The organism is Blautia sp. DFI.3.45 (assembly GCF_020593505.1).
Taxonomy (GTDB): Bacteria; Bacillota; Clostridia; order Lachnospirales; family Lachnospiraceae; genus Blautia_A; species Blautia_A wexlerae.
On the sequence record NZ_JAJDMI010000012.1, the window covers coordinates 61,592 to 79,924 of the forward strand.

Annotated in this window: 18 protein-coding genes and 2 pseudogenes; 8 read left to right on the forward strand and 12 right to left on the reverse strand. The window is 40.9% G+C overall.

Features of this window, described 5'->3' with window-relative positions; translation table 11 throughout:
- Positions 1-84 precede the first annotated feature (84 nt).
- Both LJE09_RS06440 and coaBC read right to left on the reverse strand, forming a co-directional pair.
- The gene (locus LJE09_RS06440) at positions 85-849 is read right to left on the reverse strand and encodes a type III pantothenate kinase (RefSeq protein ID WP_025576961.1); all 765 of its coding nucleotides are present in this window, start codon (positions 847-849) and stop codon (positions 85-87) included.
- A 37-nt stretch (positions 850-886) separates the two neighbouring features.
- Positions 887-2,095 (reverse strand): bifunctional phosphopantothenoylcysteine decarboxylase/phosphopantothenate--cysteine ligase CoaBC, encoded by a 1,209-nt coding sequence (gene coaBC / locus LJE09_RS06445; protein WP_025576962.1) that lies wholly within the window; start codon positions 2,093-2,095, stop codon positions 887-889.
- A gap of 532 nt (positions 2,096-2,627) precedes the next feature.
- On the opposite strand from coaBC, the gene LJE09_RS06450 reads away from it, so the two are divergent.
- Positions 2,628-3,191, forward strand: coding sequence for a class I SAM-dependent methyltransferase (locus tag LJE09_RS06450; protein WP_118613201.1), 564 nt, complete (start codon positions 2,628-2,630; stop codon positions 3,189-3,191).
- Between the two features lie 129 nt (positions 3,192-3,320).
- Here LJE09_RS06450 and LJE09_RS06455 read toward each other — a convergent pair whose 3' ends face one another.
- The gene (locus LJE09_RS06455) at positions 3,321-4,139 is read right to left on the reverse strand and encodes a peptidylprolyl isomerase (RefSeq protein ID WP_022381454.1); all 819 of its coding nucleotides are present in this window, start codon (positions 4,137-4,139) and stop codon (positions 3,321-3,323) included.
- Positions 4,140-4,376: 237 nt separating this feature from the next.
- On the opposite strand from LJE09_RS06455, the gene LJE09_RS06460 reads away from it, so the two are divergent.
- Positions 4,377-4,856 (forward strand): S-ribosylhomocysteine lyase, encoded by a 480-nt coding sequence (locus tag LJE09_RS06460; protein ID WP_118613380.1) that lies wholly within the window; start codon positions 4,377-4,379, stop codon positions 4,854-4,856.
- Between the two features lie 218 nt (positions 4,857-5,074).
- Here the strand turns inward: LJE09_RS06460 and LJE09_RS06465 are convergent, their stop codons facing one another.
- Together LJE09_RS06465 and LJE09_RS06470 are read right to left on the reverse strand one after the other, a co-directional pair.
- Positions 5,075-5,557, reverse strand: coding sequence for an SH3 domain-containing protein (locus LJE09_RS06465; RefSeq protein ID WP_022381452.1), 483 nt, complete (start codon positions 5,555-5,557; stop codon positions 5,075-5,077).
- A gap of 315 nt (positions 5,558-5,872) precedes the next feature.
- The gene (locus LJE09_RS06470; RefSeq protein WP_227311063.1) at positions 5,873-6,868 is read right to left on the reverse strand and encodes an XdhC family protein; all 996 of its coding nucleotides are present in this window, start codon (positions 6,866-6,868) and stop codon (positions 5,873-5,875) included.
- Between the two features lie 82 nt (positions 6,869-6,950).
- Between LJE09_RS06470 and LJE09_RS06475 the strand changes: the two genes are divergently transcribed.
- Positions 6,951-8,162, forward strand: coding sequence for a dicarboxylate/amino acid:cation symporter (locus LJE09_RS06475; protein WP_118669996.1), 1,212 nt, complete (start codon positions 6,951-6,953; stop codon positions 8,160-8,162).
- Between the two features lie 57 nt (positions 8,163-8,219).
- Here LJE09_RS06475 and yedF read toward each other — a convergent pair whose 3' ends face one another.
- The 3 genes and pseudogenes from yedF to LJE09_RS18715 all read right to left on the reverse strand — a co-directional run bounded on the left by yedF (position 8,220) and on the right by LJE09_RS18715 (position 10,422).
- The gene (gene yedF / locus LJE09_RS06480; RefSeq protein WP_118669995.1) at positions 8,220-8,834 is read right to left on the reverse strand and encodes a sulfurtransferase-like selenium metabolism protein YedF; all 615 of its coding nucleotides are present in this window, start codon (positions 8,832-8,834) and stop codon (positions 8,220-8,222) included.
- A 29-nt stretch (positions 8,835-8,863) separates the two neighbouring features.
- Positions 8,864-10,234, reverse strand: a complete 1,371-nt coding sequence (gene hydA, locus LJE09_RS06485; RefSeq protein WP_022381448.1) for a dihydropyrimidinase — start codon at positions 10,232-10,234, stop codon at positions 8,864-8,866.
- Between the two features lie 23 nt (positions 10,235-10,257).
- Positions 10,258-10,422: pseudogene (locus LJE09_RS18715) on the reverse strand (DUF6783 domain-containing protein).
- On the opposite strand from LJE09_RS18715, the pseudogene LJE09_RS18720 reads away from it, so the two are divergent.
- The 4 genes and pseudogenes from LJE09_RS18720 to LJE09_RS06500 form a co-directional block, all read left to right on the forward strand.
- Positions 10,360-10,509, forward strand: a pseudogene (locus LJE09_RS18720) (DUF6783 domain-containing protein); the annotation flags it as partial. The pseudogenes LJE09_RS18715 and LJE09_RS18720 sit on opposite strands and share 63 nt — an antisense overlap.
- A gap of 252 nt (positions 10,510-10,761) precedes the next feature.
- Positions 10,762-11,394: a helix-turn-helix transcriptional regulator gene (locus LJE09_RS06490; protein ID WP_020993722.1), complete on the forward strand. Its 633-nt coding sequence runs from the start codon at positions 10,762-10,764 to the stop codon at positions 11,392-11,394.
- 330 nt (positions 11,395-11,724) lie between these two features.
- Positions 11,725-12,993: a sensor histidine kinase gene (locus LJE09_RS06495; RefSeq protein ID WP_008704836.1), complete on the forward strand. Its 1,269-nt coding sequence runs from the start codon at positions 11,725-11,727 to the stop codon at positions 12,991-12,993.
- A gap of 69 nt (positions 12,994-13,062) precedes the next feature.
- Positions 13,063-13,779 (forward strand): LytR/AlgR family response regulator transcription factor, encoded by a 717-nt coding sequence (locus LJE09_RS06500; RefSeq protein WP_227311064.1) that lies wholly within the window; start codon positions 13,063-13,065, stop codon positions 13,777-13,779.
- Positions 13,780-13,871: 92 nt separating this feature from the next.
- Here the strand turns inward: LJE09_RS06500 and LJE09_RS06505 are convergent, their stop codons facing one another.
- Complete coding sequence (locus LJE09_RS06505; RefSeq protein WP_008704840.1) at positions 13,872-14,057, reverse strand: hypothetical protein; 186 nt, start codon at positions 14,055-14,057, stop codon at positions 13,872-13,874.
- A 363-nt stretch (positions 14,058-14,420) separates the two neighbouring features.
- Between LJE09_RS06505 and LJE09_RS06510 the strand changes: the two genes are divergently transcribed.
- On the forward strand, positions 14,421-14,948 hold the full coding sequence (locus LJE09_RS06510) for a hypothetical protein (protein ID WP_173703051.1): 528 nt from the start codon (positions 14,421-14,423) through the stop codon (positions 14,946-14,948).
- A 281-nt stretch (positions 14,949-15,229) separates the two neighbouring features.
- Here LJE09_RS06510 and ilvC read toward each other — a convergent pair whose 3' ends face one another.
- The 3 genes from ilvC to LJE09_RS06525 all read right to left on the reverse strand — a co-directional run bounded on the left by ilvC (position 15,230) and on the right by LJE09_RS06525 (position 18,088).
- Entirely contained in the window at positions 15,230-16,249 is a 1,020-nt protein-coding gene (ilvC, locus tag LJE09_RS06515) for a ketol-acid reductoisomerase (protein WP_008704844.1), read from the reverse strand.
- Between the two features lie 128 nt (positions 16,250-16,377).
- Positions 16,378-16,875, reverse strand: coding sequence for an acetolactate synthase small subunit (gene ilvN, locus LJE09_RS06520; RefSeq protein WP_008704845.1), 498 nt, complete (start codon positions 16,873-16,875; stop codon positions 16,378-16,380).
- A gap of 160 nt (positions 16,876-17,035) precedes the next feature.
- Positions 17,036-18,088, reverse strand: coding sequence for a tyrosine-protein phosphatase (locus tag LJE09_RS06525; protein ID WP_020993720.1), 1,053 nt, complete (start codon positions 18,086-18,088; stop codon positions 17,036-17,038).
- Between the last annotated feature and the right edge of the window lie 245 nt (positions 18,089-18,333).

Sequence of the window (18,333 nt, forward strand, 5' to 3'; positions counted from 1 at the left end):
AGCAATTCCATAAATTACTGCAAACAAAACAGTTCATCAGTTTTTTGTCTGATGAACTGTTTTGATATGAATGCATATACATTCTTACTTATTTTTCTCATAAATGATCAGAAGACCTCTCAGAAGAAGTTCCTCATCCAGAATGATTTCTCTTTTACAATGGGGAACGATTTTCTTTGCCAGACCACCGGTTGCCACTACAGTTGCCTTCTCCCCCAGTTCCTCTTCGATCCTGTCAATAATTCCATCCAGAGCTGCTGCATTGCTGTAAAGAACCCCGCTCTTCATACATTCGATCGTGTTTTTCCCGATCACATGTCTTGGCGCATCAATACTGATTCCGCTGAGCTGGGAAGCCCTCGCAGTAAGTGCATCCAGGGAAACCCCTACACCCGGAAGAATCATTCCGCCTACATACTGCTTCTTACTGTTGACAACAGACGCTGTGGTTGCAGTTCCCATATCGATAAGGATCAACGGCACCGGATAACCGGCAATTCCTGCCACTGCATCAGCAACCTGATCTGCGCCAAGCTGTCCCGGATTATCCATCATAATGTTCAGTCCTGTCTTTACACCGGGTCCGAGAACAATTGCATTTTTCTTAAGAATTTTCTCTGCGGCAAGTTTCACAATATTTGTGATCTGCGGCACTACAGAAGAAATAATACAGCCCTCAATCTCTGTTTTTTTTATATGATAGATATCAAGAACATTCTTTAAATCCACCGCATATTCCAGTTCCGTCTTTGTACGGTTAGTAGAAAGGCGTTCTATAAAATATGTTTTCAGGTCATCAATACATCCAACTACAATATTGGTGTTTCCAACGTCAATTGCTAAAATCATAATTATTTATCTCCAATTTCTTAATCGTCCTGTTCCCTTAACAGACAGAATCCTGCATCAGCGAAAAGATTTTATCCAGGATCCTAAAAGCTGCGTCTTCTTTACTCATAAGCGGAAGAGAGATTTCCTCATCCTGTGTGATCAATGTCAGTACATTGGTATCTCCCTGAAATCCGGCGCCCTCCACTTTCACATTGTTGGCAGCCACCATATCCAGATTTTTCTTTGCCAGCTTGGCTCTGGAATTGTCGATCACATTCTGTGTCTCCATGGAAAATCCGCAGAGAAACTGTCCATGCCGTTTGTGTTCCCCAAGAAACTTCAGGATATCATCTGTTCTTTCCAGTTCTATGGACATCTGTCCGTCACTTTTCTTAACTTTTTCTTCACTGATTCTGGCAGGGCGGTAATCTGCCACAGCAGCAGCTTTAATAATGATGTCCTGTTCGTTGCTGACAGAAGTTACAGCTTCATACATGTCTCTTGCAGTCACAACAGGTATCAGATTTACAAACATGGGAGGTTCAATTGAAGTACGTCCGCTGACCAGCGTGACATCTGCACCTCGGAGCATGGCAGCTTTCGCAATAGCATAGCCCATTTTTCCTGAAGAATGATTGGTAAGATAACGAACAGGATCAACAGATTCCTGTGTAGGACCTGCAGTTACAAGGATTTTCTTTCCTTTCAGATCTTTCTCACAGGCAGCTTCGCGCTCAATATAGGCAAGTAATGTCTCAGGTTCCGGCATTTTTCCCGCTCCTGTGTCACCACATGCCAGATATCCACACGCCGGAGCGATCACTTCATATCCGTAATGCTCCAGAATCTTTAAATTATCCTGTACTACAGGATTCTCAAACATATTGGTATTCATGGCCGGGGAAATGAATTTTTTACATTTGCATGCCATGATCGTGGTAGTAAGCATGTCATCTGCGATCCCATGTGCCAGTTTACCGATCACATTGGCACTTGCCGGTGCGATCATCACCGCATCTGCTTTCTTTGCAATCGATACATGCTCTACCTGAAACTGAAAATTCCGGTCAAAGGTATCCACCAGACATTTATTTCCTGTGAGAGTTTCAAAAGTGATCGGATTGATAAAATTCGTAGCGTTCTCTGTCATCAGCACATGAACATCTGCATGGCGTTTCTTCAGCGCGCTTGCCAGATATGCAATCTTATACGCCGCAATGCTGCCTGTCACTCCCAGTAATACTGTTTTTCCTTCCAGTGTCATTTTCCTTTACCTCTTTCTCCGAACCATATTATTTCTGGCTGTTTCTACGTCTTTATACTTACATGTCAAAATCTATCATAATTCATCTTTGATAACAGGATTCTGACTTTTACAATTCTATTTATTATAGACTAATTATTATCAAAAATGCAATAAGTGATTTGTTTTATTTGCGAAACAATCAGAACGTTACTGTTCACAGTAACGTAGCCAAAATTCATTCCAGATTGCCTACGGCAATGGAATTTTGGCTTGTATGTCTCGGGATTTTGGCATATTCATGCCAAAACACCTCGCGGGATAGAGGTATGTGAACAGTAACATCAGGACAATAGGATATTGCAGGTGAACCTCAGCAAGATTACACTTAACCGTTGTTTATAAAGATTTCCTGCATTATAATAATAATCAGTCAGATATCCATAATTTGCGCTGGACTCTACCTGACTTAACTGACAGACCGGATTACTATAATATACTGATATCAACATATAAATCCGGTGTATGACTTTGTGGAGGAATATAGGAATATATGAAGAATTATCAGATCACGCAATGGTGCGCAGCTTTTATCAGACAGCAGGTACAGGAAGGAGACTTCTGTATTGATGCTACAATGGGAAACGGAAATGATACGCTTCTGCTTTCGCAGCTATGCGGAAAATCAGGAAAGGTCCTTGCCTTTGATATTCAGGAGCAGGCACTGGCTGCAACCCAAGAGAAACTGACTGCCGGACATGCTCCGGAAAATTATACTCTGCTTCTGGAATCTCATGCAAATATGGCAGAATATGCTACACCAGACAGTGTAAGCTGCATTGTCTTTAATTTCGGCTATCTGCCCGGCGGAGATCATTCACTTGCAACCAGAGGAGAAACCAGCATTCAGGCGCTGACTCAGGCTTTAACACTTCTGAAAAAAGGCGGGATGATTTCTCTTTGCATCTACAGTGGTGGCGATTCCGGATTTGAAGAGAGGGATCAGATCCTTGACTGGCTGAAAAATCTTGATTCCCATCAATACCTGGTAATCAAAAGCGATTACTACAACCGCCCCAACAATCCGCCAATCCCGGTACTGGTAATCAAAAATTAATCCGTAATTGTTCCCTTCTTAAACCAAACAGCAGGAAAGATTTTTTCATATCTTCCCTGCTGTTTTTTGCTGTGCCTTTTTTCAATTTTTGTTCTGTTTTTCGGACACTTGCTTTATTTTCTGCTTTACTTAATCCGTAATTGTGATCTTCTCAATAACCGGCTGCTGATCTGACGGGATTGTTCCATTGTCGTCTGTCGGTTTTGCATCCTCGCAGATCTTATCAACAATATCCATACCTTCTGTTACATGGCCAAATCCTGCATAATCTCCGTCCAGGAATGTACTGTCTGCCTGAACAATAAAGAACTGCGAGCTTGCGCTGTCCGGATCACTGGCTCTTGCCATGGAAATAGTCCCTCTTGTGTGGGAAATATCATTGTCTACTCCATTGTTGCTGAACTCACCCTTAATATTCTCTTTTGATCCACCTGTTCCGTCTCCGTTGGGATCACCACCCTGGATCATGAATCCATCCATGATACGGTGGAATGTCAGTCCGTCATAAAAACCTTCCTGTGCGAGTTTCACGAAATTTGTCACTGTGATCGGTGCTGTATCTGCATCCAGTTCCACATCAATCGTACCGTAATCCTTTACTTCAATCTCTGCGTGATGAATTCCTGTCAGTTCTTTGGAAGTATCCAGAAGCACACTGGTTGTACTGCTGTCTGAAGAATCTTTATTTTCAGAATCTGTATCAGCAGAATCACTCTTTTCATCAGAACCATCAGAAAATCCTGCTTTTTCTGCCTCTTCTTCACTTGCTACATTATCACTGTCAGAAGAAGCAGCTTTTGTCTCCGTCTCTTCCTGAGAAGAAGTCTCCTCTTTCGCTGTTTCCTCTGTTTTTGTACTCTCTTCTGTTTTATCACTGCTGCCACATCCTGCCAGTAAACCTGCTGACATAGCTGTAACACAAAGTGCTGCCAGTAATTTTCTTTTCATTTTCCTTTACCTCCGAAATCATTTACAACAATCTGATTATAACCTATCTCAGAAAAAAAACAACTCTTTTCACAAAATGTTCAGATTGTGAATGTTTCCTGTGTTTACTTCTTTCTGATTGCCTGTTAAAATGTATATGGCTGTTCAGTTCTGTACCTTCCCTTTTTGCAGTGAAACCGGAACAACAGACTGATGAACAGTCAGAATATATCTGCAAAAGAAAGCGAGGAATCCAAAATGGAAAAAATAACAAGTTTTACCATTGACCATATCAAATTACAGCCTGGAATTTATGTTTCACGTAAGGATCCGGTTGGCGACAGTATGATCACTACCTTCGATATCCGTATGACTTCTCCTAACGAAGAACCTGTGATGAATACTGCTGAACTTCACACGATCGAGCATCTGGCAGCAACATTCCTGAGAAATCATAAAGAGTTCGGCTCTAAAATGATCTACTGGGGACCGATGGGATGCCGTACAGGCAATTATCTTCTTTTAAATGGAGATTATGAGTCCAAGGATATCGTTCCGCTTATGATCGAGACTTTTGAATTTATACGTGATTTTGAAGGTGAAGTTCCGGGAGCATCTGCAAAAGACTGCGGAAATTATCTGGATATGAATCTGCCTATGGCAAAATATCTGGCAGAAAAATTTCTGGATGAGGTTCTTTATGATATCAAGCCGGACAGACTTATTTATCCACAGTAACATTCTACAGTATTATAGCAATCCTCATAAACAACACACCGAAAAAGATTTCTATCGTATTTTTCAGACAAAAAAAGCAGAAGCTGACAGGTCATTATCCTCTGCAGCTTCTGCTTTTACTTATACATTTCTGTCAACATTTTTCCAAAAAAGCCTTTATTGTACCTCTCATAGAAATATATTTAAAGAGGACTGATACAAATTTTTATATCATCAGATTATTCTGCACTTTCATCATAAGACGTATCTGCTGATGTATCTGCTGCAGTCTCACCTGCGTCTGCTGCCGGAGCTGTTGTTGTCACAAAATCTCCGCTTGCATAACAGGTCTGTCCATTATAATCCACACGAATCCATCCATTCTCGCATACACCTGTACTGTTCAGCTGAGTTCCGGCTGCCACACTTGAAATCAGATCTGCATCTGCACTTGCATCAGAACGAAGATTTAATTCTGATGACGCATAATAGGTATCGGATTTCACTTCTACTTTTACACCACTGGCTGTCTGCTCTGCTGCCGGCGTCGGTGTTGCTTCCGGTGTTGGTGTTGCCTCTGAAGCCTCAGGAGTAGGTGTGACTTCCGGTGTTGGTGTTACTTTAACGATCATAACGCTGGAATCAATAGTAGGATCAAATCCGCATCCCTGAGCAGCAAATGCAAGTCCCAGTACAAGAACCAGCCAAAGTGATTTCTTCATAAGTAGTTTCCTCCTTTATCAAACACGCTCTGTCCCCTCGTGTTTTCTGTGTTCGCTTTATGTATTAATATACACGATTCTTACAGATAATTCAAGTATGCGTTTTGTCCTGCTTTGTCTGCTTTCTTCCATTTGCGCGGAATTGCTGCAGGGTTACTGTTCACTCCGTTCTCAGTAACGTAGCCAAAATTCATTCCAGATTGCCTGTGGCAATGGAATTTTGGCTTGTATGTCTCGGGATTTTGGCATATTCATGCCAAAACACCTCGCAGGATAGTGATATGTGAACAGTAACGCTGTAGGTTCTGTGTTTATCTACAACAATTCATAAAGGACTTCCACCTCGCCGCCACAGATCATTCCCAGATTCGCACCGCCCTGGTTAGACAGATTATATTTTCTGATTTCACCATGCTGCGCTTCTGGTGCATATTTCAAAGCCTGAAATTCTACATTTCCGCCTCCGATGCTTCCATATGAATTCCCGTCTTTATCAATAAACATTTTACTTCCTGTCCCTCTTGGAGAAGAACCACTCTTGGATATGATCGTGATCATAATTCCATTTTCTTTTTTCCTGACAGCATCCTCCACAACTCCATCAATATAAGAAACATCATACCTGTTCTTTTCCTGAACGATCTCCGCAGCAATACTTACAGCAATCTCTGCCGGCATATGTCCTCCGATCGGCAATCCAATCGGTGCATGGATACTGTTGAGCTGTTCTTCGCTGAAACCTTCTCCGAGTAATTTTTCTCTGGTCAGTTTTACCTTATTTTTACTGCCGATCATTCCCAGATAAGTATAAGGGCGTCTCAGGATCTGTCTGGCACAGGCACTGTCTCCGAGATGACCTCTTGTCACGATCACATAATAAGCATTTTCATAGGCCGGTATTTTGTCTGAAAGCTTATCATAGCTGCCTTTGATCAGCCGATCAGCATCCGGAAATCTCTCTGAAGTCACAAAATCTTCTCTGTCATCCATAACAGTCACATGAAATCCCAGCATTTTTCCAATTTTTGCAACAGGCTGCGAAACATGTCCGCCTCCAAAAATGATAAGCTGCGGATTTTTCACATAAATTTCCACAAAGAAATCTACATCTCCCATATGAACAACTTTTGTCTCCTGGCACTCCGCCAGATCAGCTTCATATTTTTTCCAGAAATCTGCTGTATTTTCATCGGATAATACACAATGGTTTTCTTTTATCAGACATTTTTCGCCCTTATGATTCCCGTTTAAAACCATTGCTGTTTTTACTTTTCCTGTTTCTTCCAAAATTTGATAAATTTTTCTATACATAACTCTCTCCTGTTTCGATATAAAATACCTTTTGACCATGACATCATTATATATTATAATTGACAGAAAAAGGGGGATTATTATGAAAAAAAACTTTTTTCTACACAGTCTGCCCTTCAGACTGCTTGTCGGCGTGGCTTTTGGAATCTGTATCGGACTTCTTCTTAATATAATAGATGAATCTGCCATTACGACTGCAGTACTGAATGTGGTTGTAACATCGAAGTATATTCTTGGTCAGCTGATCAGCTTTTCTGTTCCGCTGATCATCATTGGATTTATCGCACCATCTATTACCAGACTCGGAAACAATGCTTCCAGAATGTTAGGTGTTGCAGTCAGTATTGCTTATGCTTCCTCACTGGGAGCTGCTTTATTCTCTGCATTATCCGGATACCTGCTGATCCCACATTTGTCCTTCAGCTCCACTGCCAGTCATCTCAAAGCTTTGCCGGATGTAGTTTTTGAACTTTCCATTCCACAGATAATGCCTGTCATGAGTGCACTTGTACTGGCCATTATGCTGGGACTTGCATCTGCATGGACAAAAGCCAGTCTGATTTCTTCTTTTCTTGAAGAATTTCAGAAGATCATACTGGCTATTGTATCAAGAGTCATTATTCCGATTCTCCCATACTTCATCGGACTGACTTTCTGTTCACTGGCATACGAAGGAACAATCACCAGACAGCTTCCTGTATTCCTTCAGGTAATCGTCATTGTTCTGATCGGACATTTTATCTGGATAGCTCTTCTATATATACTTGCAGGAATTTATTCCAGAGAAAATCCTCTGAAAGTTGTGAAACATTATGGTCCCGCCTACCTCACAGCCATAGGTACCATGTCATCTGCTGCCACAGTGCCGGTCGCCCTCCAATGCGCACACAGGGCAAAACCTCTCCGAAAGGATCTGGTAGATTTTGGTATTCCGCTGTTTGCCAATATTCATCTCTGTGGTTCTGTCCTCACAGAAGTATTCTTCTGTATGGCAATCTCCAAAATTCTTTATGGTGCAGTTCCTGCGCCGGGGGCCATGGTTCTTTTCTGTGTCCTGCTTGGAATTTTTGCCATTGGTGCTCCGGGTGTACCGGGAGGCACTGTTATGGCATCTCTCGGTATTATCACCGGTATCCTGAAATTCGGCGATTCTGCTACAGCTCTGATGCTGACTATCTTTGCCCTTCAGGACAGTTTTGGGACAGCCTGTAACGTAACAGGCGATGGTGCCCTGACTCTGATTCTTACCGGATATGCCAGATACCACAATATCAGGGAACAGAAATTGCAATAAAAGTTCAAAATACCATCATATCTGTCTTTTTTCTCAGATATGATGGCCTTCATTTTCTTACGGACGAATCACCTTATCTGCACCTGTCATACGCTCTGCAATCGTATACATATCGGTAACTTTTCCAACCATCAGTTTCTCCATCAGTCCATAATGCTTCAGGCAGGTACCGCAGGTCAGGATTTCCACGCCCTCTTCTTCCATCTTTTTCAGATCTTCCAGACTTTCAGAGTCTTCTGTTGTAAGTTTTGCACCTCCATTATAGAAAAGGATTGTATCCGGATGTGTTTCCATCTGAGAAAGGGCATAGATAAATCCTTTGATCAAAATCTTTCCCAGTTCATCATCACCATTTCCCATAACATTTGAGGAGATTACCGCTACCGTCACTTTTTTATGCGGTGCTTCGCAGACAAATTCCTCTCCTTCCAAGGTACCACCTGTCTGTTCAGTCTGTACTGCCATCTTCACCTGATACTTTTTGTCTCCCAGTTTTTCAGATACAAACGTACAGCCTGTTTTATTTGCAAGTCTGCTCAGATTATTCACTGCGGTTTCATTATCGATCAGAATTTCAATCTCATCACCGACTGCCGCATTATCAATAACCTTCTTTGTCATCACTACCGGAATCGGGCACTGTTTTCCCATTGCATTTACTTCATGTTTCATTTTCTGTCACCTCTTGTTATTCTTTATATTCACTGCTTATTACCGCGTTTAATATATTTTCCTGTTTTCTCCAGAATTACTTTTCCATCCTGCACCACATGAGCTCCTCTTAAATATACGCTGTCAATATCTCCATGAAGCTTAAATCCCTCATATGGATTATTATCCGTATGATACAGATGTGTCTTTGCAGAGATAACGTTTTCCTTCTCAGGATCAAATACAACAATATCTGCATCACTTCCCTCACGTATCACGCCCTTATTGGGATACACTCCGTAAAGTTTAGCTGCATTCTCACTTAACAGACGGCACATCTGTTCCTGCGTGATCCTGCCTGTGCGTACACCGTATGTATAAAGCAGAGTTCCTCTCGTCTGTACTCCCGGCAGCCCTCCCGGAATCTTCGTGAAATCATCTTTACCAAGAGCTTTCTGCTCCATTGTAAAGCTGCACTGGTCAGTTGCAACCGTCTGGATCTGATCATTCGCCAGTGCTTTCCACAGGCAGTCCTGATCTGCTTTCTTACGGATTGGAGGTGCACACACGTATTTGGCACCTTCAAAATCCGGTTTTGAATATACACTGTCATCCAGAAGCAGATACTGCGGACAGGTTTCCGCATATACCTTTTGTCCGTTCATTCTGGCACGCATCACTTCTTCAAATGCTTTCCGGTTGGTAAGATGTACTACCATTACAGGAGCATCTGCTGCATCTGCGATCACAAGAAGGCGGTGAACTGCCTCTGCCTCCATAATATCCGGACGCACCAACGGGTGATTCTCAGGTCCCAGACGTCCCTCTTTTTTGGCTTCTGCGATCAAAGCATCGATTGCCCCTGCATTCTCACAATGTACCCCTGCAAAACATCCATATTCATTTAATTTCTTAATAATCTTATAAAGGTCACCGTCATCTACGATCATTGCCGGATAAGTCATGTAAAGCTTAAAACTGGTAATCCCTTCATTGATCATATCCTGTATTTCTCTCTCAGTTTCCTCATTCCATTCCACAACAGACATATGGAAAGAATAATCACAGGAACATTTCCCATCTGCTTTCTTATGCCACTTCTCAAGGCCTTCCTTCAGCGTATGACCACCTTTATCCTGAGACGCATAATCGATCACCAGAGTTGTTCCTCCTGCAATGGCAGCTCTTGTTCCTGTTTCAAAATCATCTGCCGTCACTGTTCCTGCCACTTCCAGGTCAAAATGTGTATGTCCGTCTATAAATCCCGGAAAAAGCAGCTTACCGTTTACATCAACTACCTGTGCATCCTCTGCTTCCAGATTCCGGCCTACTTTTACAATCTTCTCTCCATCTATAAGAACATCTTCTCTGACAGACATATCCCCCGATACTACTGTACCATTCTTCAGTAAAGTTTTCACTGTTTCTGACACCCCTTTCTTTATTATAAGTTAGGGACAAAAAGTATTTTACCCCTAGAGCGTGTCTGAAAAATCATTCCCACAATCTGAACGCCCCACTTTGCGGGATATTTCACCCGAATTCAGTTGCCGTAGCCCACTACGGCGCCCTCATCCGGGCAAAATATCCCACAAATTGTGACGCACATCTTGCAGAAAGCCTTTTTCAGACACGCTCTAACTTATCGCAATTCTCATGTTTAAAATATACCACGATTCCTATATCACTTCAATGATTTATGATTATAATCACAAATTTTTTAAGGTATTCACATTTATTTTTTTTAGGCTCTTTTTATTTCCTTTTTTTTATGATAGAATATAAAAAATGTGCAGTTTCCATGTGTCTGCACTGAACGTTTTGACGGATAAATTTATCCGCTTTACTACATGCTCATAATCGAATGACTGTTACTGCTCAGACTATAGAAGCCCCGCCTGATTCGGTTATGATCCGTTTAAAAGTTATATTAATAGGAGGAAATCAAATGGGACGACTTACTGTGTTAAAACAAATCGCTGCTGATCTTGCTTCCCAGTTCGGACCTGACTGTGAAGTAGTAATCCATGATCTGAAAACTTCGGAGCCGGAACATTCCATCGTCTACATCGTAAATGGTCATGTTACAAACAGAGATATCGGAGACGGACCATCCAATGCTGTTTTTGATGCGATCCGCAATCAGGAAAAAGGAGCAACCCCCGAAGACCATACCGGTTATCTGATGAAAACAGCAGACGGCAAGATCCTGAAGTGCAGCACTTCCTACATTCATGATGACGATGGTACCCTTCATTATGTTTTCGGAATCAATTATGACATTACCAAGCTTACTATGATCGAATCTGCCCTTCATTCTCTTGTCACTCCGGAAAATAAGGAAGAGAAACCCAAAGAGATCACTCATAATGTCAATGATCTTCTTGATCATCTGATCGAAGAATCTGTAGCTCTGGTAGGCAAACCTGTTCCTTTAATGAATAAGGAGGATAAGGTTACTGCTATTCAGTTCTTAAATGATGCAGGTGCTTTCCTTATTACCAAATCCGGAGATAAGGTTGCAAATTATTTCGGAATCTCCAAATATACATTGTACAGTTATATTGATGTAAATAAGTAAAAACAGGAAAGAATGATATAAAAACAGACCTGCATGGTACTTCTCCATCAGGTCTGTTTTTCTTCTGTTTTTCTTTTTTCATCTAGCGCCGGTATATCGTTAAATATGTTCTCTCTTTCATCTCCTTCCTCGTATGTTTTTTCGATATTCCTTTATAGACTGATTATAACACAGAACAACAGCATTTTTTCTCTTTCACGCGAACAGTAATTATATGGCGTGAATGGTATGGAAAAAGGTTGTCTTTAAATTTGAAATCTTTTATACTTGATATATATACAACATTTTGATGATAAATTTTATTAATCCTTATCAGACGGAGGTGCTGTTATGTCTGAACAGATTTTATCTGCTGTTCATGGTGTCACTACCATGCTCTTTGGAATTTACTGTTCTGCATTTTTTCTTGGGATCAAACCGATCAGAAAAAATATCCTGACTATGTTTCTGTTATTTTTAGGGCAGGGACTGTTATATGTAATTGATCTGGCATTATTTGGGGAAACTCTTGCAAATATGTCCTATCCTCTGATCGTACATTTTCCATTGGTTTTATTCCTCTCCGTTCATTATAAGTATCCTCTGATTTCTTCCGCTGTTTCTGTCTTTTCTGCCTATCTGTGTTGCCAGATAAGCAACTGGACCGGATTATTCGCTTTGGCAATAACAGGATTACAGTGGTGTTATTATTCTGTGCGGATCTTAACAACAACCTTAACTTTTGTCCTTCTTTATCGATATGTATTTCGATCTACAAAAACAATTTTTACAAAGAATGCACGTGAGCTTTCCATCATCGGTTTCCTGCCATTTGTATATTACGTTTTTGATTATGCTTCCACCAAGTTTTCAACTTTACTTTATTCCGGAAATAAAGCAGTTGTTGAGTTCATGGGATTTGCATTCTGCATTGCCTACCTGGTATTTCTCATCATCTACTTTCAGGAATATGAGAATAAACAGGAGATAACGCAATACAGCAATCTTCGTGAAATGCAGCTTCAATCCATGCAAAACGAAATTGAACAGGTAAAGATCAGCAGCCAGAGACTGGCGATCCTGCGGCATGATATGCGCCACCATCTGAGTATTATTCTGACCCAGCTGCAAAACGGACATCCGGATAAAGCACAGGAATACATCCATGAAATTAATTCTGCATATGACGATACGATCATCGCCGCCTATTCCGGAAATGAAATGCTGAACTCTGTGCTTTCCATTTATCATTCCCGTTTCACAGACAGAGGATTGTCTCTTATATGCAATGTTTCTACAGGAAAAGAACTTCCATGCTCCGATCTGTCCCTCTGTACAATCCTGTCCAATGCGCTGGAAAACTCCATGCATGCACTGGAGCAGCTGGAATCACCTTCAAAATGGGCCCGGCTTACTCTTTCACAGAAAAAGAATCACATTCTGTTCCAACTGGAAAATCCCGTAGAAAAAATTCCGGCATTTGTAGATGGAGTTCCGGTTTCTACCAGAAACGGGCATGGAATCGGTGTCAGGAGTATTATTTATTATGTGGAACAATTGCATGGACAATGTCATTTTTCTATCGTGGACCATTGCTTTGTCCTGCGAATTATCATCTGACACAGGATTTCCACTGCCGGATACAATACATAACATTTATTCACTCACAGAAAGGTTTTGATAAAAATTATGAATATTGCAATTTGTGATGATGAAATACTCTTTACCCGGGAATTAAGTTCACTCCTGACGCACTGGGCGAAAAAAAATGATTTTTCACTTACCCTGTATCCATATTCCAACGGCGATGATCTGTTAACAGCTCTCCGGACAATTCCGATAGATCTGATCTTTCTCGATATCATCATGCCATTATTAAACGGCATAGATACAGCAAGAGAAATACGCAGCATGGGACTGACTGTTCCTGTGATTTTTCTGACTTCTTCCAGAGAATTTGCCTTGGATTCCTATGATGTAAAAGCTTTTCATTATCTTTTAAAACCAGTAAATACTCTGAAACTTTTTTCTGTTATGGATGATTTTTTTAAAACTTATAATGTTCCGGCGGAAACTTTCGTCGCACATACTGCAGATGGATTCTGCTCAATTACGCTCAATGATGTAGATTATCTGGAAGCTCAGAATAAACAGGTTCTGGTCTGCCTTTCAAATGGAACTACTTTAAAAATCCGCGAATTATTTGCAAAGTGCGAAGGGATCTTTACTCCGGCAAAAGGATTCTTTAAATGTCACCGAAGCTATATTGTAAACCTGTCGCACATAAAACAGTTTACAAGAACTATGGTCACTACCGGCATTTCCTCTGTCCCTATTTCCAGAAATAACTATTCTGCATTCAAAGATGCCTATTTTTCATATATGTTTGATTCTAACTCCGGTTAATCCGATAATTACAGCATTTGCGGGTTACTGTCCCCTCCGTTCTCAGCAATACATTTCGCAGTTCACTGCTTTTCGTACACCCTCACATATTCTTATCGTTCCATTTCATGTGCCTGTTTGTAGATTTCACAGGCAGCATAATTCACACATCTGTCATGTGCACAATCCATAAATGTGAGGGTTCTTTTATCTCCTTCCATCGTATATTCGCAGCAGACAGTCTGCCCTCCATTACATGTTCTGCAAAATCCCGAAATAAACTCTTCTTCTATCTCCATTTTATTCCTCCTCAATTTTCCTTATATCTCATTATCCTTCCGAGAAACAAAAATACAGGCAACAATATATTCGTTACTGTTCACAAATATTTTTATTTATTCGTCCATTTTTTGTTGCATTTTACAACAAACAGATTTATAATCAGTATAACATAGAAATGTGCGGAAACACTATAACAAACATAAAATAATCGTAACTGTTCAGTACCTTCACAGTTACGAGTCAAAATCCATTAAAAATCGCCTTCGGCGATGGGATTTTGACTTGTATGTCTCGGGATTTTGGCATGTTCATGCCAAAACACCTCGCGGGATAGTAGACTGCTGAATAGTTACAAATAATCAAAAAAGAGGGAAAATGTCATGAACAAAGAACTTTATGATGAGGCAATACGCTCCAATATCCTGTCACGCAAACTAATCGAACAGTTGATGGAAAGTATGAATTACAGTAGTATCTCTTTTATCAACTGGACTGTAGAGGTACTAAAGATTATTAGAACTCGTCTGGAACGCGGAGATAAAATCACAGACGAAGTATCCGGAATCACTTATGATATGAAATCTTTCCGAAATTTTGTAAGCACCAATTTTTCTTCCTATATTACAAGTCAGGTCTTCGATGCTCCTGATAAGGCAGAGAAAGTATATTTTTCTCTGGAAGCCACCGAAGACGGACATGCCTACAATATGGTTATGGCAAGTTCATCAAAGAACAAAACATATAAGTGGATTTCCAGTCTCAGCGAACGCTTTTCATTAGTGGAGATGATCGCTACCGGAATTGTATATCTTAAAGATAACAGGACAGATACATATCAGCCATTTATTTCCGGAAATGGTAAGTACTGCAGATATGACGTAGAAAAAGGACAGATTGTCGAATTATAAAATGCTGAGATTGATTTGCATCTTGTTATATTATGCATAATCTTAAGAATTGCATAATACAGAACAAACAACCATCATTGAGTCAGTACATACAAGAAAGAATCCTGCTTGCAGGATTCTCCGCCTGCGGCGGGTCGCTTCAGCGACATAATTCCTCTCCGTCGCAGTGCGATCCTGCCCGGAGGGCTTTTTTATGTTATAGGAACATTACGGAGTAATTTCCTATAACATAAAAAATCCCCTGCCATTCAGCAGGGGATTTTAATTTAATCATATTCAGATTAGTTGTTGATAAGTTTGTCTTCGCCATTCCAGCTGTAAAGTTTACGGATTTCTTCGCCAACTTTCTCAGACTGATGCTCAGAAGCTTTCTTTCTCATAGCTTTGAAGTGAACCTGTGCACCTGCATCAGACATATCAAGTAAGAAGTCTTTTGCAAATGTACCATCCTGGATATCAGAAAGAATTTTCTTCATAGCTTTCTTTGTATCTTCTGTGATGATCTTAGGTCCTGTGATGTAATCACCATATTCAGCAGTGTTGGAGATAGAATATCTCATTCCTGCGAATCCTGACTGATAGATCAGGTCTACGATCAGTTTCATTTCATGAATACATTCAAAGTATGCATTTCTTGGATCATAACCAGCTTCAACAAGTGTTTCGAAACCTGCCTGCATAAGTGCGCAAACACCACCGCAAAGTACAGCCTGCTCACCAAAGAGGTCTGTCTCTGTCTCTACACGGAATGTAGTTTCAAGAAGACCAGCTCTTGCTCCGCCGATTCCAAGACCATATGCCAATGCAAGATCCTGAGCTTTTCCTGTGTAATCCTGCTCTACAGCGATAAGACAAGGTGTTCCTTTTCCAGCCTGATACTCACTTCTTACTGTATGACCAGGTGCTTTAGGAGCGATCATTGTAACGTCAACATTCTTTGGTGGTTTGATGCATCCGAAATGGATATTGAAACCATGAGCAAACATTAACATGTTGCCTTCTTCAAGGTTTGGCTCGATGGATTCTTTGTAAAGTTTAGCCTGTAATTCATCATTGATAAGAATCATGATGATATCTGCCTGTTTAGCTGCTTCAGCTGCTGTATATACCTTAAAGCCCTGCTCTTCAGCTCTCTTCCAGGATTTGCTGCCTTCATAAAGACCGATAATGACATCACATCCGGAATCCTTTAAGTTCAGAGCATGTGCATGTCCCTGGCTTCCGTATCCAATAATTGCAATTTTTTTACCATCCAGTAAGCTTAAATTACAATCTTCCTGATAAAAAATCTTGTTAGCCATTTTATTTTCCTCCTGCTAATCGTAAAAAAATTTATCGTTAAGGGATGCTCCCCTAGCAAACTATATATGTACTGTTTCTGAGATATTCTTCCATTTCCTGCATTCCGAAAAGCCTTCCGGTCTTTTCATCAGAAATAGGTTACATCCTGCGAACCTCTTGATAAACCGGTCATTCCTGTACGTGCAAGTTCGAGAATCTCGTAATCGCCCATCAGCTCAAGAAATGCTTCCAGTTTATTATGGTTACCTGTCATCTCCAGTATCATGGAATCCACACTTACGTCTGCGACTTTCGCATGGAAAACATCCGCTATGGAAATGAGTCCCTGTCTCTGCTCCGGTTTCGCAGCCACCTTGATCATCATTAATTCATGGCATACGCTGTTGTCCGGCTCCAGGATCTTAATATCTCTTACATCTACAAGCTTGGCAAGCTGATTCGTGATCTGCTCCAGAATCAGTTCATCCCCGCTGCACACAACGGTAATTCTGGAAAAACGCTCGTCCGCTGTTACACCTCCGGTAATGCTGTCGATGTTATAGCCTCTGCGGCTGAATAATCCAGATACTCTGGTTGTTACACCTGCAGTATTATCTACTAACAGGGATAATACTCTCTTCTGCATGTCCCACCTGCTTTCAACGTGTACATTTTCACCACGTTAATATAATAAATAGCTCGTATGGTTACCATTATATCAATAATCGTGATTTTGTCAATAAATTTTTCGCACAAAAACAAATGTCTTTCTGTGACAGCTTTTGTAAAAACATCAAATTAACTGCCTATATCAGATATTTATTTCTGAACTCTTCGATCATTTTCGGTTTCAGATAAAATACGGTCTGGAAAAACTTTTCCATAGAACCATAAGTCTTTTTCACTGTTTCAAAAACAGCAGCCAGATACTCCTCTTTTACATTATATATAATTGGAAGCTTCTCGGTCATTTTCTCATCTGCCTCCGGCCAGGTCTGTACAAGTCTCTGCATATATACCAGTTTGGGCTCCATATAACGGTTTGTGCGCAGATAGTCTTCATATATCACATCTTCCTCCACCCCCAGCAGACTGAGCAGAAAAGCAGTCCCGATCCCTGTACGGTCCTTTCCAGTTCCGCAATGCCACAAAACAGCACCTTTTTCCTGCCTGAAAAGAATATCGATAAACTTCGCATACTGTTTCAACACCAGCTGATCCATGCATAAATTCCTGTACTGTCTGATCATATATTCTTCCATATCATCCGGGAGTCCTGCAAGCATTTTCACAAACTGTTCTCTGTTGCTGATAACCTGCACATCCTCATCCACAACCGGTACATGGTAGTATTCTACTTCTGCTATAATAGTATCCGGTTTACATTTTCTCTCTTCTGCCGAACGCAGGTCGATCACCGTCTTCAGATTGTATTCTTCTCTAAGTCTGTTCTTATCGCTCTCTGAAATGTGATAAAGTTCCCCGCTTCTCAGAAGCCTCCTCGGCAGGATGTGTCTGTCATCAGCTGTAACGATCGCACCCAGATCTCTGGTATTCGGCAGACTATGAAGAGATATCCTGCCGCCCTTCGGAAAACCTGTTGCCATATCCGGGTTTAATATCTTAAGAATGCGGATACACTCATGAATCTCTTTTTCTGTCATATCGAACTTGTATCTCTTCTTACGTCTGGTAACAATTACAAGATAATTTACACTCAGCTGTCTGTCATCACCTTCATCTGCTCCCTCTTTTCGCATATATGCCCATACAATGTCTTTACATGGAAGATTGTTTATCATCATATGTCTGGTAAAAACCAGAAATCCATCTTCTATTCTTATCTTTCCATACTTCATGATCCACCACTCCACTGTCTGCAATTTTATTACCGTCCACTCTGCTCTTAGAGCGTGTCTGAAAAATCATTCCCGAAATCTGCACGCTTCGCAATGCATACTGAACAGCAACCATTTTTTTCAGAATAACACAGAAATCGGAATTTGACAATTCCTGTCAAACGTTTATAATCATGGTGTTATTGTGATAGTTACTGTTCACACACCACTGTCCCGCGAGGTGTTTTGGCATGAATATGCCAAAA

Excerpts from the sequence above, each read along its gene's own strand:
- LJE09_RS06455 (WP_022381454.1), bottom strand. The coding sequence starts at position 4,139 with ATGAAAAGAAAATTACTGGCAGCACTTTGTGTTACAGCTATGTCAGCA.
- LJE09_RS06525 (WP_020993720.1), bottom strand. The coding sequence starts at position 18,088 with ATGAAGTATGGAAAGATAAGAATAGAAGATGGATTTCTGGTTTTTACC.
- LJE09_RS06470 (WP_227311063.1), bottom strand. The coding sequence starts at position 6,868 with ATGTATAGAAAAATTTATCAAATTTTGGAAGAAACAGGAAAAGTAAAA.
- ilvN (WP_008704845.1), bottom strand. The coding sequence starts at position 16,875 with ATGCAGAAGAGAGTATTATCCCTGTTAGTAGATAATACTGCAGGTGTA.
- LJE09_RS06460 (WP_118613380.1), top strand. The coding sequence starts at position 4,377 with ATGGAAAAAATAACAAGTTTTACCATTGACCATATCAAATTACAGCCT.
- LJE09_RS06465 (WP_022381452.1), bottom strand. The coding sequence starts at position 5,557 with ATGAAGAAATCACTTTGGCTGGTTCTTGTACTGGGACTTGCATTTGCT.
- coaBC (WP_025576962.1), bottom strand. The coding sequence starts at position 2,095 with ATGACACTGGAAGGAAAAACAGTATTACTGGGAGTGACAGGCAGCATT.
- LJE09_RS06490 (WP_020993722.1), top strand. The coding sequence starts at position 10,762 with ATGGGACGACTTACTGTGTTAAAACAAATCGCTGCTGATCTTGCTTCC.
- LJE09_RS06495 (WP_008704836.1), top strand. The coding sequence starts at position 11,725 with ATGTCTGAACAGATTTTATCTGCTGTTCATGGTGTCACTACCATGCTC.
- LJE09_RS06500 (WP_227311064.1), top strand. The coding sequence starts at position 13,063 with ATGAATATTGCAATTTGTGATGATGAAATACTCTTTACCCGGGAATTA.
- yedF (WP_118669995.1), bottom strand. The coding sequence starts at position 8,834 with ATGAAACATGAAGTAAATGCAATGGGAAAACAGTGCCCGATTCCGGTA.
- LJE09_RS06505 (WP_008704840.1), bottom strand. The coding sequence starts at position 14,057 with ATGGAGATAGAAGAAGAGTTTATTTCGGGATTTTGCAGAACATGTAAT.
- LJE09_RS06510 (WP_173703051.1), top strand. The coding sequence starts at position 14,421 with ATGAACAAAGAACTTTATGATGAGGCAATACGCTCCAATATCCTGTCA.
- LJE09_RS06450 (WP_118613201.1), top strand. The coding sequence starts at position 2,628 with ATGAAGAATTATCAGATCACGCAATGGTGCGCAGCTTTTATCAGACAG.
- LJE09_RS06475 (WP_118669996.1), top strand. The coding sequence starts at position 6,951 with ATGAAAAAAAACTTTTTTCTACACAGTCTGCCCTTCAGACTGCTTGTC.
- LJE09_RS06440 (WP_025576961.1), bottom strand. The coding sequence starts at position 849 with ATGATTTTAGCAATTGACGTTGGAAACACCAATATTGTAGTTGGATGT.
- ilvC (WP_008704844.1), bottom strand. The coding sequence starts at position 16,249 with ATGGCTAACAAGATTTTTTATCAGGAAGATTGTAATTTAAGCTTACTG.